The 13,269-nt window shown below is 65.4% G+C and carries 11 protein-coding genes and 5 pseudogenes; 7 read left to right on the top strand and 9 right to left on the bottom strand.

Annotated features, from left to right (window positions below):
• Nucleotides 1-29: 29 nt before the first annotated feature.
• Together SNOUR_RS40895 and SNOUR_RS48930 are read right to left on the bottom strand one after the other, a co-directional pair.
• Nucleotides 30-269, bottom strand: a complete 240-nt coding sequence (locus tag SNOUR_RS40895) for a hypothetical protein (RefSeq protein WP_067357382.1) — start codon at nt 267-269, stop codon at nt 30-32.
• A gap of 29 nt (nt 270-298) precedes the next feature.
• On the bottom strand, nt 299-595 hold the full coding sequence (locus SNOUR_RS48930) for a hypothetical protein (RefSeq protein WP_312636300.1): 297 nt from the start codon (nt 593-595) through the stop codon (nt 299-301).
• On the opposite strand from SNOUR_RS48930, the pseudogene SNOUR_RS48935 reads away from it, so the two are divergent.
• Both SNOUR_RS48935 and SNOUR_RS49430 read left to right on the top strand, forming a co-directional pair.
• Nucleotides 564-1,001: pseudogene (locus SNOUR_RS48935) on the top strand (winged helix-turn-helix domain-containing protein); the annotation flags it as partial. The gene SNOUR_RS48930 and the pseudogene SNOUR_RS48935 overlap by 32 nt on opposite strands.
• Before the next feature lie 37 nt (nt 1,002-1,038).
• Nucleotides 1,039-1,524 (top strand): annotated as a pseudogene (locus SNOUR_RS49430) (transposase); the annotation flags it as partial.
• Nucleotides 1,525-1,612: 88 nt separating this feature from the next.
• On the opposite strand, the pseudogene SNOUR_RS40905 reads toward SNOUR_RS49430, so the two are convergent.
• Nucleotides 1,613-2,568, bottom strand: a pseudogene (locus SNOUR_RS40905) (IS701 family transposase); the annotation flags it as partial.
• Nucleotides 2,569-2,775: 207 nt separating this feature from the next.
• Here SNOUR_RS40905 and SNOUR_RS46805 point away from each other — a divergent pair.
• The 3 genes from SNOUR_RS46805 to SNOUR_RS40925 all read left to right on the top strand — a co-directional run bounded on the left by SNOUR_RS46805 (nt 2,776) and on the right by SNOUR_RS40925 (nt 5,698).
• The gene (locus tag SNOUR_RS46805; RefSeq protein WP_159426068.1) at nt 2,776-3,426 is read left to right on the top strand and encodes a hypothetical protein; all 651 of its coding nucleotides are present in this window, start codon (nt 2,776-2,778) and stop codon (nt 3,424-3,426) included.
• Nucleotides 3,423-3,896 (top strand): NUDIX hydrolase, encoded by a 474-nt coding sequence (locus tag SNOUR_RS46810; RefSeq protein WP_067357392.1) that lies wholly within the window; start codon nt 3,423-3,425, stop codon nt 3,894-3,896. The genes SNOUR_RS46805 and SNOUR_RS46810 overlap by 4 nt, the downstream gene beginning before the upstream one ends.
• Nucleotides 3,897-4,198: 302 nt before the next feature.
• Nucleotides 4,199-5,698, top strand: coding sequence for an ISL3 family transposase (locus SNOUR_RS40925; protein WP_159425740.1), 1,500 nt, complete (start codon nt 4,199-4,201; stop codon nt 5,696-5,698).
• On the opposite strand, the gene SNOUR_RS46815 is transcribed toward SNOUR_RS40925, so the two are convergent.
• Complete coding sequence (locus tag SNOUR_RS46815) at nt 5,685-5,834, bottom strand: hypothetical protein (protein ID WP_159426069.1); 150 nt, start codon at nt 5,832-5,834, stop codon at nt 5,685-5,687. The two genes, SNOUR_RS40925 and SNOUR_RS46815, sit on opposite strands and share 14 nt — an antisense overlap.
• Nucleotides 5,835-5,970: 136 nt before the next feature.
• On the opposite strand from SNOUR_RS46815, the gene SNOUR_RS40930 reads away from it, so the two are divergent.
• Nucleotides 5,971-6,483: a transposase gene (locus SNOUR_RS40930; RefSeq protein ID WP_312635715.1), complete on the top strand. Its 513-nt coding sequence runs from the start codon at nt 5,971-5,973 to the stop codon at nt 6,481-6,483.
• A gap of 357 nt (nt 6,484-6,840) precedes the next feature.
• Nucleotides 6,841-7,446 (top strand): annotated as a pseudogene (locus tag SNOUR_RS40935) (transposase); the annotation flags it as partial.
• 481 nt (nt 7,447-7,927) lie between these two features.
• On the opposite strand, the gene SNOUR_RS40940 reads toward SNOUR_RS40935, so the two are convergent.
• The 5 genes and pseudogenes from SNOUR_RS40940 to SNOUR_RS40960 form a co-directional block, all read right to left on the bottom strand.
• Nucleotides 7,928-8,458 carry a transposase family protein gene (locus SNOUR_RS40940; RefSeq protein ID WP_079141959.1) on the bottom strand — a complete coding sequence of 177 codons (531 nt, stop codon included), beginning with the start codon at nt 8,456-8,458 and terminating at the stop codon, nt 7,928-7,930.
• A gap of 653 nt (nt 8,459-9,111) precedes the next feature.
• Entirely contained in the window at nt 9,112-9,564 is a 453-nt protein-coding gene (locus SNOUR_RS40945) for a transposase family protein (RefSeq protein WP_079143271.1), read from the bottom strand.
• 67 nt (nt 9,565-9,631) lie between these two features.
• Nucleotides 9,632-9,772: pseudogene (locus SNOUR_RS49435) on the bottom strand (transposase family protein); the annotation flags it as partial.
• A 372-nt stretch (nt 9,773-10,144) separates the two neighbouring features.
• A protein-coding gene (locus SNOUR_RS40950; RefSeq protein ID WP_099055771.1) for an IS3 family transposase occupies nt 10,145-11,313 on the bottom strand; the annotation gives its coding sequence in 2 pieces (ribosomal slippage) (nt 10,145-11,061 and nt 11,061-11,313; 1,170 coding nt in all).
• Nucleotides 11,314-11,524: 211 nt separating this feature from the next.
• Nucleotides 11,525-13,213, bottom strand: a complete 1,689-nt coding sequence (locus SNOUR_RS40960) for an ISAzo13 family transposase (RefSeq protein ID WP_067342866.1) — start codon at nt 13,211-13,213, stop codon at nt 11,525-11,527.
• Nucleotides 13,214-13,269: the final 56 nt, after the last annotated feature.

Here is a 13,269-nt window from a genome sequence, read left to right on the forward strand (position 1 = left end):
CGCAGATTGATCACGACCCGATACAGGCCCTAGCCCTGGGCGGCGAAGGCCGAGGCTGTTGGCTCCTTGATCCTGCGGTGCAGGGCGCGCTCGGGGTCGCGCCGGGTGAAGTGGTCAGCGCCGAGTTCTCGGTAGGGGACCTTGCCGTGCAGGACGTGCCAGATGGCGATAGCGAGTTTGTGCATCACAGCGACGAGAGCGCGTTTGCCGCCGCATCGTGCAGCGATGCGGCGGAAGAAGACTCCGAGGTAGAAGTCCTTGTTCTTCATTGCGACCACCGGCTTCGACCAAGGCCAGGTCACGCCACCGCATTGGTGAGCGGGATCTGTTCGCCTTCGGGGACAAGAGCTACAAGGATGAGTCGGGAGCCCAGCGCCTCGAGGTAGCGGCGGAGTTGGCGCTGGCCTGTTGATCCGAAACGGTAGGTGTTCTGGGTCGTTGATCCCTGTGTGAGTGAACTGGTGGGGGATGCACGGCAGTTGTCGCCGTCGGCGCAGGAGACTCTGCGGCTGCGGGCGGTGGCCGCGTTGGTGGCGGGCCGGACTCGCGAGGATGTCGCGGCGGTGTTCCAGGTCTCGCTCAAGGCGGTGGACAACTGGTGGGCGAAGTGGCTGGCAGGCGGACGTGAGGCACTCGTGGCCCAGCCGCGTGGGCGGCGGGTCGGTGAGCATCAGGTTCTCGATGTGGTCGAGCAGCAGGCGGTCCGGCAGGCCGTACTGGGTCACCGTCCCTGTGACCTGGGCCTGGCCGGGCAGCTGTGGACGCGCGCCAGGGTGGGGGACCTGATCGCGAAGCTGTACCGGGTGCGCCTGACCGAGCAGGGGGTGGGCAAGTACCTGCGCCGTTGGGGCCTGTCCTTCCAGCGCCCGGACAAGCGGGCGGTCGAGCAGGACGCGGAAGCGGTGCGCGTCTGGCGGGAGGAGACCTGGCCGGCGATCCGGGCCAGGGCGAAGGCCGAGGGCGGCGAGGTGCTCTTCGCCGACCAGGTCGGCATCCGTTCCGAGCAGGTCACCGGCCGCACCTGGGGCGAGAAGGACCGCACTCCGAATCGTGCGCCGCACGGGCAACCGGTTCTCGGTGAACGCGATGTCCGCGATCAGCACGAAGGGCCGGATGCACTTCATGGTGTTCACCGAGACCTTCGACGCCGACGTCATATGCCGCTTCCTCGACCGGCTCGCGGGCCACTTCGACCACAAGGTGCACCTCGTCGTGGACGGCCACTCCGCCCACCGCTCCCGCCAGGTCCGCGCCTGGCTCGCCGATCACCCCGACCGCATCGAGCTGCACTTCCTGCCGCCGTACTCGCCGGAGCTGAACCCCGACGAACTGGGCTCTGGCGGTCGCGGCGCCGTCAGCTGCGCCCCGATGGAGATCGCCAGCGCGGACAGGGCCCCCCGACATCAGCTCTCCCGCACTGGCGACCGCCAGCTCAATTCTGTCCTCTACGCCATCGCAGTCCAGTTATTGATCCGAAACGGTTGGGGTTCTATTCAAGGGTGTAGCGGATGTGCGGTCCGCTGAAGTAGCCGCAGACGATGTGGGGTTGCCGTTGGCGCCGGTGGAAGATCCGTCGGGCCTCGGCCGTCAGTCACGGCAGTTGTAGTTCTGTTCACAGCTGGTCCTGGCAGGCGTGTCGGCGCTGGTGGCAGGCTTGTGCGACGGCCTGATGATGTCGACGCCAAACCATCCAGTGCAGGACATCCTCCGTTTTCCGGACGGGTGGTGTCAGGGTGAACGCCCGGAGGAGTCGGATGAGTTCGGGGCAGGTCAACGGTGTGAGACGGACAAGTCTGGTCTGACCGGTCGTGATCGTCGCGGCGGCAGTGAGGGCGAGGACGGCGGCAGCGATGAGGGAGAACAGTGACCAGCGCATCCATGAGTTCCAGCAGGTCACCTGCCCTTCGTCCAAGCCGGTGAAGGTCTTTCCGAGCTGAAAGGTCTCCTCGATCCGCCACCGTCGGCAGATCACCTCCACGAGCTGGGCGAGGGCGATGTCTCCTGGTGCCCAGCAGCGGAAGAAGGAGAGTTCGCCGGTGTATCGGTGCCGGCGGGCGACCAGGACGCTGATGCCGTCATCCTGGTGTCCGTCGGGGGTGTCGTCCGCACGGACGTCGAGCCAGGCCCAGTCGTATTCGCGGGTGCCCTTGGTGCCGTGTCCGGTCTGCATGCGCATCCACTGGTGTGGCAGCACCTTGTTGATCATCTGGCGGGCCTGCCACCGGCGGCCCGCTCCGTCCATGACCGTGTGGCCGTGAGACATACCAACCGTGTAGCCGAGCCCGAACCCGCGTATGTTCCTGCGGAGTTCACGGCCTGAGTACACCTCGTCGCCGGTGAACTAGCGTGCCCGGACGCCCAGCTCGAGGGCATTTGCGACCATGGTGGCGGTCTGCTGCAGCTTCGTCGCGAACATGATCTCCTCCGGGAGACCGGCCGCCTCACGGCGTTCCTCGTCCGCGGCCCAGTCCCTCGGCAGATACAGGGCCCGGTCGATCACGACCCGCACCGAGGCGGTGACCACGGCAGATGCACGGCGACCTGGCACAGCCCGACGCCTTTGAGGGCTTGTGTCTGAATAACTGTCAGAGTTGATCTGTGCAGGTGTCGTCGTGTTTCGGTAGGCGGGCTTGCAGTTGGGCGAGGGTGCGGGCCGGGGTTCCGGGTAGCGGAGTGACCGCGACGCGGTGCAGGTCCAGGAGACGGTGGCCGTCTTGGAACTGGTTGGACAGGTTGGTGCGGCCGACATTCAGGAGTTGAGCCAGAAGTGTGCTGGTGACGGCCCTGCGACGGCGTAACAAGGCACCCAACACTGCCGAGGTCCCTTCGGACACGGCCCGACGCTGCCCGTTCTGCGCGACGGTCTTCACCGTCACCGACCGCGCCAGCCGCCAGGTCTACTGCTCTCCCGCCTGCCGGGAAGCCAACCGCCAGAGAGTGCCCGTCCAGCGCACCTGCCCGGTCTGCAGCACCGAGTTCACCACCGACGTCAGCCCAAGACGCGTCTTCTGCTCGCGTGAATGCCGCACCAAGGCCCGCTCCAGCGAACACGCGTTGGAGAAACGCGCCTGCCCGGTCTGCAACGATGCCTTCGAGGCACCCAAAACCGTCCGGCAGGTCTACTGCTCTCCCGCCTGCCGCAAGGATGCCGACCGGCGCCGGGGCCAGGCCCGGGACGACGACCGGGCCCGCCGTCTGGGCGAAAGCCCGCGATCACCGCGACCGGTGGGCGAACTGCCCACCGCCCGGCCCGCTCCCCGCCAACAACCGGGAGTCCGGGACCCGTTGGAGCCCACCGCGACCCGCAACTGCCCGCACTGCGACCAGCCGATCACCATCGTCGCCCTGCTGGCCACCCCGGAGGCCGCCCGTCCCTCGATCAGCAGCCGCGTCCCCGACATCACCCCGCTGCGGAGGACCCCGTGAAAGTCACCCTGCACCCCGATGACCTCGCAGACATTGTCGACCGCACCCACGCGGAGGGCATCACCGGCATCGCGGCCGCGGCCCTGATCGAGCACGGCGGACGGTTCCTGCTCGTCGAGACCACCCCGCCGGACTTCGACACCCCGCCCGGCTGGGAACTGCCCACCGGCCGAATCCGGGCCGGCGAAACCCTCCTCGACGGCCTGGACCGCGTCCTGCGCGACCACTTCGCCCTCGACCCCGTCCACGCCACCCGCTACCTCGGCCACAACGACCACGATCACGAGGACGGACGCACCACCCGCATCTTCGTCTTCGCGGTCACCGCCGACCAGCCAGACGCCATCTGCCGCACCGCCCACACCAGGCACCGATGGATCGACAACATCAGCATCTCCACCACCGTCGCCGACATCGACCCCGTTCTGCGCGTCTACTACGCGGACAACTACGCGGACAACACTGTCTGACCGTCACGGATCACCAGGCCCCGGCGACCTTCGGTCGCCGGGGCCTCACCCATGCTCTTCGCTCCCCATCCTCCCCACACACTTCAAGATCCAACGAAATGGAGGGAAGAGCAGCACTGGCCGAAATCAGGGCTCTGACCGCGCTTGCGTGAATCACCAGGTGAGGGGTGGGAACGCACGAACGTTTCGGCTTGGTGTTCCGCTGCGTGGTGATCAAGGCGATCGAGGATGTGCTGTTCCCTGGGGCCGATGTGCGAGTCGAGCGCGTCAGCGAGTCCTTAGGCGAGCTCGTGGTTGAAGCGATGTCCACCAGTGGGCCGGGCCGTTGCCCAGACTGCCGACAGCGTGCGAGGCGCGTGCACAGTTCGTATCAACGACACCTCGCAGAGCGTCCGTTGGGCGCCCGCCGCGTGCTGGTCCGGCTCCGGGTACGGCGCTACTTCTGCGACCGCATGTCCTGTGCCCGCAAGACGTTCGCCGAACAGGTCGACGGTCTCACCGAGCGGCGACGCAGGTCGAGCGTGGGGCTGAAGACGTGGCTGCAATCGATCGCCACGGAACTGGGCGGACGTGCCGGTGAGCGGCTATGCCGCCAGTTGCGCCTGACCGCAGGGCGAACCAGGCTGCTGGGCCTGCTGGAGGCGCCACCGGTGCCGACACGGGCGCCGCGTGTGCTCGGCGTCGATGATTTTGCCTTCCGCAAGGGCCGCACCTACGGCACCGTCCTGGTGGATGCCGAAGCCGGCCGCGTCGTGGACGTGCTGCCCGACCGAACCGCCGAGACGCTCGCAGCCTGGCTGAAGGACCACCCGGGAGCGGAGATCATCTGCCGCGACCGCGCCACGGCCTACACCCGTGCGATCAAGGAAGCCGCCCCCAACGCCCGGGAAATTGCGGATCGTTGGCACTTGTTGCAGAACCTCTCTGCTGCAGTGGAGAAGACCTGCCACCAGCACCGGACCTGCCTGCGCAAACACGCCGAAGAGGAGGCCGGGGACAAGCCATCCGAACCGCCGACACTGGAGCTGCCACCGCCCGAGCTGCCCCGCACCCAGATCATCGAGCGCACCCGCCACCGCTACCAAGACATCCATCAACTCCTCGACAAAGGCTGGACCATCAGCGCCATCGCCCGCCGCCTGAACCTCGACCGCCAGACCGTCCGCCGCTTCCGCGACACCGACCTCGACCAGCTGCTGGCCTCGGCCCGCGACCGACGCCCCAACGGAGTACTCGAACCGTTCAAGGCATACCTCAACGCCCGCTTCACCGAGACCCAGGGCCAAGTCAGCGGCGTCCGCCTGTTCCACGAGATCCGCGAACGCGGCTACCGCGGGAGCCGCCAGGTCGTGCGCAGACATCTCACCGCCCTCCGGGCAGGCACCGCCGAACCCGTCCGCGCCGACATCCCCAGCCCACGCAAGATCACGTCATGGATCATGCTGCCGCGCGACAAACTCACCGACAGCCAGGAAGAACGACTGCTCGGCGTCCGGCTGGCCTGCCCTGACATCACCCGAGCCTGCGACCTGGCCCGGGCCTTCGCCGAACTCGTCCGCCACCAGCGCGGATTCTTGCTGATGCAATGGATCCGCCAAGCCGAACAGGACGCCCCGAAGCCCTTGCAGAGCTTTGCTGGCTCCCTCCGCCAAGACCTCGACGCGGTCACCGCCGGACTCACCCTGCCCTGGAGTTCCGGCGTCGTCGAAGGCCACGTGAACCGGATCAAAACCCTCAAACGAACGATGTACGGTCGAGCCTCTTTCAAACTCCTCCGCACCCGGGTCCTCACCCAGCCATGACGATCACGCAAGCGCGGTCAGAGCCGAAATCAGAGATCCTCATCAATGGAACATCGACGAAGTCGACCCCCAGGAAGCACGCTTCCGACGGATCGACCACGACGACATGGCCTTCGTCGCCCAGGTCAGTGAACACCTCACCTGACTCACCGGGTCACGTGGAGAGCCGGATGCCCGGCCAACGGGCACGTCCGGTTCGGCGGGCGGGGACGGGAAAACCGACACCGGTGACGGTGCACGGCGTCCCGTCTCCGACCCAACCGCTGAACCTGATGCCCCGCAAGGGCAAGTCATGGGGGCCGGTCACACGCCCGCGTCGGCTGCGGGCCACCTACCGCCGCACAGGCGGTGTGCGGCACATGCTGGCCGCCCTCGATCTGGCCACCGGCAAGCTGTACTACCGCATCCGCCCGCGCAAGCGGTGGCGAGAGTTCCTCGACCTTCTCAAGGCCCTGCGCGCCCGCTGGCCCGGTCAGAAGTTATACGTGGTGCTGGACAGCTTCTCCCCGCACAAGCACACCGATGTCCGGGCCTGGGCGGCCGACAACGGCATCGAGCTGGTCTTCCTGCCGACCTACGGCTCCTGGCTGAACTGGATCGAGGCCGAGTTCGCAGCCCTGCGCTACTTCGCGCTCAACGGCACCGACCACCGCAGCCACGACGAGCAGAACGCCGCCATCGGAGCCTACGTCCGCTGGCGCAACACTCACGCGAAACCGAAGACGAACTTCGCCCCAGACTCAACGATCCGATCATGGACTCATTACCCGGCCAAGGCAGCGTGACGAGCCACTAGCCCATCAAGTTGATCGGCATCCAGCCCTGTCGTAACGTCCCAGCCCAACGGCCCTGCCCCGGTAGAAATCTGACGTCGTCGCAAACGTCACGCTACCCAGCAGGGCCGCCCTCGTGATCAAGAACAGCAGGCCGAAAACCTCCGCGAATAGACCTCCTGTTCGAATCTCCGTCAAACCCGGAACGGTTCAGGCTCCTATCGGGGCGATGGCAAGAGCGACGCGAAGGACGCCTTCGTCATCGCCGACCAGACATCCGATGCGGTTTGGAGTCAAGCTGCCACCGCCAATGCGATGAGTTTCGTGGGGAAGGCCGTGCTCTCGTCATAGGGGATGCGGTCGCCTCAGACCCAGTACCAGACTCCGGCTGCCCTCCGGCGTATCGGCAAGAACCGGCTCGCCATCTGGTTGAAGAACCGCAAGGTCCGCAGCTACCAACTCGTCGCGTCCACCGCGGTTCAAGCCGCCGAGGCCCAGCACACCGCCATCTCTGGGCAGAAGCTCGCAGCCGCTGTGGTCGCCAAGCTGGCGAGGGCGGTGATGGCCCTCGATGAGGAGATCGCCGAGACCGACGCCCTGATCGAGGGCCGGTTTCGCGACCACCCACACGCCGAGATCATCCTGAGCATGCCTGGCATCGGCCCCGTCCTGGGTGCCGAGTTCATCGCCCATACCGGCGGCGACCTCAGCGTCTTCGGCAGCTCCGACCGCCTCGCCGGCGTCGCTGGCCTGGCCCCGGTCCCCAAGGACTCCGGACGCATCAGCGGCAACATGCGCCGTCCACGTCGCTCCTGCCGCCGCCTGATGCGGGTCTTCTACATGTCCGCCCAGGTCGCCTCCCGCTCCTGCCCCGTTTCCAGAGCGTTCTACGAACGTAAGAGAGCCGAGGGCATGAGCCACAAGCAGGCGATCATCGCTCTCGCACGACGCCGCATGAACGTCCTGTGGGCACTGGGAATCAGTGAGCCTTTTTCATCCTCGGCTCGGTGCGCAGCACCAACCATGTCCGACCTGCGGAAACACTGTCGTCCGTCACCCTCGCAACCCCAGGATGAAAGAGGCTCAGTAGCCCAGGAGGCCCTTATTCTCCTCTATGCACTTCTTCACCTCATCCTCACCGGATGTCTCGCTGTAGCTTCTAATGACTGCCTCCCTCTCGATTTTGTCGTGAATCCGACTCAACACTGTAATGAATTCTTTACAATTAAAGGGAGAAGGGGATCCTAGATTTGCTGCATTATTTGGCGCAGCCAGAGCCGCGGTCGCCCCTGCCACCCCTAGGGAAGCAAGCAGAGTCACCGTTACCGCAAGGGTCTTCATGTGCAACTTGTTCATTTTTGAAACCTTTCATGTCAGAGGAATAATTCGGATCGCGCTGGCCGACCCGTAGGAAGATTTAGTGAGTTTCATACCCGGAGGGTTATTCACGTAGGCCTCACCAGCCTCTTGTGTAGAAGGTGAGGGCGGTGACGGTCTTGACGATGTCGGGGAAGCGGGTGAGGGGGCCGCGGTAGCGGGTGGCGAGAATCTTCCAGTTCTTCAGGTGCGCGATGGCCCGTTCGACTGCGGCTCGGAGCGTGTTGACGGAGCGGTTGGCTCTCTTGTCTCCGGCGGATCGTTCCTGGCCGGGCGGCTTGCGCCTGGGGGTGAACAGTCGGGAGCCGGCGTAGCCCAGGTCGCCTATGCCCTCGCGTTCGGCGAAGGCCTCGGGGAAGTGGGACTGGCGCCAGGCGTGCATGTCGTGCCGGCTGCCGGGCACCGGCGCGGAGACCGCGAGCAGGTCGCCGGCGAGAGTGGCGGCGATCTGCAGGTTGAAGCCGGTGTCGCGGTGCTTGCCGGAGAACATCGTGGTGCCCTCGCTGGACCAGTCCCACGTCGTGACCAAGGTGCCATCCACGAGTACGATCCGGCCGGCAGAGGCCTCGGTGGGATCGGGAACGTGCGTGGCCAGGACCTTCTCCACCATCGGCAGCAGGGCCGTCCGATCGCCTGGAGACGGTGGCCTGGGAGATCCCGAACAACTCGGCGGCCACCTCCTGGACTGGGTTCTGCCGCAGCAGGAACAGCACCAACACCACCGACTTGTACAGGCCCAGCGCCCACATCCGCCCCGGCATCACCGGTGGGTCCGGATCCTGCACGAGCTCTTGGTGAACTCGTGCGACCAGCCCGTCAAGTTGCTCGGTGTCCAGTCCTGTCGTAATGTTCCAGCTCAACGGCCCTGCCACGGTGGTTAACTGACGCTCTCTCAAACGTCACGCTACCGAGCAGGGCCGTCCTCGTGATCAAGAACGATGGTTGAAACCCCCGTGAATAGGCCTCCTGTCGTAACGTTCCAGCCCAACGGCCCTGCCCCGGTAGAAAACTGACGTCGTCGCAAACGTCACGCTACCGAGCAGGGCCGCCCTCGTGATCAAGAACAGCAGGCCGAAAACCTCCGTGAATAGACCTCCTGCACCTGAGGTTGGAAAAGGCTCACTGCACACCCACAGATCGAGGACCATGACAAAGCTCTGGTGAATAACCCTCCCGGGAGGACCGGAAGCCGCAAGGATTCAGGTAGATCCCTAAGGGGCCTATTTCCCTTGTGGGCCAAGGGGGTCTATTCACGGTGTTTCATCAGCCTTTCTTGTAGAAAGTGAGGGCGGTGACGGTCTTGGTGACGAGAGTGAAGCGTGTGAGGGGGTCGCGGTAGCGGGTGGCGAGAATCTTCCAGTTCTTCAAGTGTGCGATGGCCCGTTCGACTGCGGCTCGGAGCGTGTTGACGGAGCGGTTGGCTCTCTTGTCCCCGGCGGATTGTTCCTGGCCGGGTGGCTTGCGTCTGGGTGTGAGGAGTCCGGAGCCGATGTAGCCCAGGTCGCCGATGCCCTCGCGTTCGGCGAAGGCCTCGGGGAAGTGGGACTGGCGCCAGGCGTGGATGTCGTGCCGGCTGCCGGGCACGGGGGCGGAGACTGCGAGGAGGTCGCCGGCGAGGGTGGCGGCGACTGCAGGTTGAATCCGGTGTCGCGGTGTTGCCGCAGAACATCGTGGTGCCCTGGGTTGTCCAGTCCCACGTCGTGACCAGGGTGCCATCGACCAGGACGATCCGCCCGGCAGACGCCTTGGCCGGATCGGGAACGTGGCGGGCCAGGACCTTCTCCACCACCGGCAGCAGGGCCGTCCATCGTCTGGAGACAGTGGCCTGGGAGATCCCGAACAGCTCGGCGGCCGCCTCCTGCACCGGGTTCTGCCGCAGCAGGAACAGCACCAGCACCACCGACTTGACAGGCCCAGCGCCCACATCCGCCCCGGTGACACCGGCGGATCCGGGTCCTCCACGAGCTCTTGGTGGACCCGTGTGACCAGCCCATCAAGTTGATCGGCATCCAGCCCTGTCGTAACGTTCCAGCCCAACGGCCCTGCCCCGGCAGAAAACTGACGTCGTCGCAAACGTCACGCTACCCAGCAGGGCCGCCCTCGTGATCAAGAACAGCAGGCCGAAAACCCCCGTGAATAGACCTCCTGCTAATGCTGTAGCTGTGGCTAATCGGGATGTGATTGCACGAAACATTCAGCATTCTCCTATTCTTGTGATTCCGTGGGCGTGGCACGGACCATGAATGTCCGTGTGAGGGGCCCTGCGCTTCTCGGATAGCGGTATTGAAGGTTTTCCTTATGTCACTGCCTGCAACTCCTCGTACTCGGCGTGGACTTCTGCGGGGGTCTTGTAGCCGAGTCCGGAGTGGAGGCGTTTTCGATTGTAGAACATCTCGATGTAGCGAACGATCGCTCGGTGGGCATGTGCGAGTGTTGGGAACGTAGTTCGGTGCACGAGTTCGTTTTTGAGGGCGCCGAAGAAGGATTCAGCCATCGCATTGTCCCAACAGACACCGGTGCGGCCGACCGAAGCTCGCAGGCCCAACGAGCCGAGCTTACGACGAAGTTCCCGAGACGTGTATTGACTGCCGCGATCGGAATGAAATATGCAGCCTTCGGCGAGGTCGATGTTCCGGGCCGCCATATCGAGTGCATCCGATATGAGAGAGGTCTTCATGTGGTCGGCCATCGCCCAGCCGACCACAGCTTTGGTGTGGCAGTCGATGACGGTTGCGAGATAAAGGAACCCGGCCCAGGTGTGAACGTAGGTGATATCGCTGACCAGTTTGCGCCCGGGAGCGTCAGCGGTGAAGTCACGGGCCAGAAGGTCTGGCGTGGCCGGCGCCGCATCATCGGCGATCGTGGTCGCCCGCCAGGGCCGCGGCTGGCACGGCACCAGACCGAGCTCGCGCATCAGCGCGCGGACCAGTTCTGCTCCGGCCTGCACGTTCATTCGCTGGAGCGCGGCGTGGACACGCCGGTAGCCGTAGGTCTCCTGCGAGTCAGAGAAGACCTGGAGGATGACGGTCTTCAGTTCTGCACGGCGCTTCGCCGTGGCCGACAATGGCCTCGATCTCCAATGGTAAAAGCCCGACGTGGACACTCCCGCCCAGGCGCACATCTGCTGCACGGGAAAGTTGTCAGACTCGCCGTCGATGAACTCGTACTTCTCCGTCACCGGTATTCCTGGGCGAAGAAGGCCGCAGCTTTTCCCAGGAACTCGGTCTTCATACGGAGTTCCCGGTTCTCACGTTCCAATTCGCGAAGGCGGGCACGTTCGCTGATGTTCAACGGGGGCTCCTCACCGGCGTGCTCTTGCCGGTACCGGCTGACCCAGGTGCCCAGCGTTCCCTCGTTCACCTGTATCTCTCGGGCGACCTCAGCGATCGGGCGGGACTCCACAACCACCATCTTGACCGCCTCGTCCCGAAATTCGGGACTGAACTTCCTACGCTTCTGTGCCACGTGCTCTCTCCGTCGTTCTGGACTTCGATCCTATGGGGACCGCTGTCCGAGAACTTCGGGGCTCCTCAGTGCTTCGACGGAAGTACGTGCCTCGATCTTGTATGAGGGGCCGCCAGCTCGCTGACAGGGCTGATGTATTCTCAGGTTTCGAGGTCGAGTAGTTGGAGTGTCAGGTCTTGACCTGCCGGTGCCCGTGGGTAGGGCTTGCCGATCAATAACTCGCCGTCTTGATCTCTGATGGGCAGGTGATGCCTGCCGCCGCTGCGAAAGCCTGGAGGTCTTCGAGGGCGGCGAGACGGGTGTCGGCGGGATGAACGGTGTATCCGGCGGTGTCGAGGAGCTGGCGGATGTCGCGGATGCGCCGGTTGATGGTTTCGGGTGTGACGGTGAAGAGGCGGGCGACGGTGACCTGCGGGAGCCCGTGCCGGTAGTGGAGGAGGGCGGCCAGTAGGCGGTCGGCGAGGGTGAGGATGGGACGACGGCCTGTCAGGGGGCCACCCTTGATGCGGGGTCGGTGGCCACGCCGCTTGTCCAGGTGCGTTTCCCGCTGCTCCTCATGGAGGGCGGTGAGTGTGGAGATCAGCGCATCCCACTCGGCGGGCGGCAGTCCGGTCAGGGCCGGGTGGCACAGCCAGGCAAGGTCGGGACTGGGCTGATCGAACGGGTCCGGGACATCACTGACCTGGGCATACGGCTCGGGTCGGAGACTGTAGTTCCAGTCGCCGTGCCAGGCATGACGGTCCAGCGGCAAGGCTGCCATCTGCCGGTCGCCGATGCGGACACCGGTTTCATAGGTGGCGGTGTCGAGTTCGGAGCGGATGGTCAGGCCGGTGCGGGTGGTGGTCGCCGCGATGCTGTTCACGATGACTTCGTGGCTGGTCAGGGGCTTGCCTCGCCAGTTCATGGTGATGTGGGAGAACAGCCGGTGTTCCACTTTGTTCCATTTTGATGTGCCTGGAGGATAGTGACACACGGCGATCTCCAGGCCCGTCTCCAGGGCCAGCGCGGCGAGTTCGGCCTTCCAGGCACGGGTGCGATAGCCGTTGGAGCCGCCCGCGTCCGCAGTGATCAGCAGGCGGCCTGAGCGCGGGTACGCGGCGCGGCCCACCGCGTGCCACCAGCGGCGCAACGTCTGGACGGCGAAGGCGGCGGTGTCGTGGTCGGTGCCGACGCTGACCCAGCCAGCATCCGCGGCCAGGTCGTAGATCCCGTATGGGATCGCCTTGCCCAGGTCGGCGTCGGGAAAGTCATGGGTACGGACCCGGACCGGATCGCCTTCACGACACCACTGGCGGCCGGCGTTCTTGTAGTTGCCCACCAACTCTTTCTTCTTCGTGTCCACGCTGACCACCGGATCTCCGGCTGCCTGGAACTGTTTGGCCTGCTCGTTGATGTAGCGGAACTGTGCGTCCCGGTCCGGGTGCTGGGCGCCCTCGATGGTCTTGGCGTTGCCCTGGAGGCTGAAGCCCTCCTCCCGCAGCAGCACGGCAACCGTGTCCGCCGAGACCCGATGGCCCTGCCGCGTCAGCTCGGCCGCCAGGTGCCGGGTCGACTTCACCGTCCAGCGCAGCGGCGACATCGGATCCCCACGCATGTCCGGCTCGACCAGGGCCAGCAGCGCGGGCCGCAGCCCCTGATCGAGATCGACCGCGCGCTTGCGCCCGCCGCCCTCCCGACGGACACGTCCCAACGGTGCCTGGCCGGACTCAAGTTCTCTCACGCCGCGCGAAACGGTGCCCTCCCGGACCCCGGCCGCGCGGGCGACGAGCTTGATCCCGCCGTGTCCCAGTGACCGTGCTTCTGCTCCTATAGCCAGCCGCCGTTGACGCTCGTCGAGATGCGGGAACAGCGTCTCGAACTTCGCGGTCAGTGCGGCTTCGATCCCCTCCGGTCTCCCCATACCACAACAACGAGCCTCGAAGCCGGAAGCGACGGCTTGTTTCCCGGCAAGCCCTT

Source organism: Streptomyces noursei ATCC 11455, assembly GCF_001704275.1.
Classification (GTDB): Bacteria; Actinomycetota; Actinomycetes; order Streptomycetales; family Streptomycetaceae; genus Streptomyces; species Streptomyces noursei.

Coding starts and splice junctions, on each gene's coding strand:
- SNOUR_RS40940 (WP_079141959.1), bottom strand. CDS start 8,458: ATGGTGGAGAAGGTCCTGGCCACGCACGTTCCCGATCCCACCGAGGCC.
- SNOUR_RS40930 (WP_312635715.1), top strand. CDS start 5,971: ATGCCCCGCAAGGGCAAGTCATGGGGGCCGGTCACACGCCCGCGTCGG.
- SNOUR_RS40945 (WP_079143271.1), bottom strand. CDS start 9,564: ATGGCACCCTGGTCACGACGTGGGACTGGACAACCCAGGGCACCACGA.
- SNOUR_RS40895 (WP_067357382.1), bottom strand. CDS start 269: ATGAAGAACAAGGACTTCTACCTCGGAGTCTTCTTCCGCCGCATCGCT.
- SNOUR_RS40960 (WP_067342866.1), bottom strand. CDS start 13,213: ATGGGGAGACCGGAGGGGATCGAAGCCGCACTGACCGCGAAGTTCGAG.
- SNOUR_RS40925 (WP_159425740.1), top strand. CDS start 4,199: ATGTCCACCAGTGGGCCGGGCCGTTGCCCAGACTGCCGACAGCGTGCG.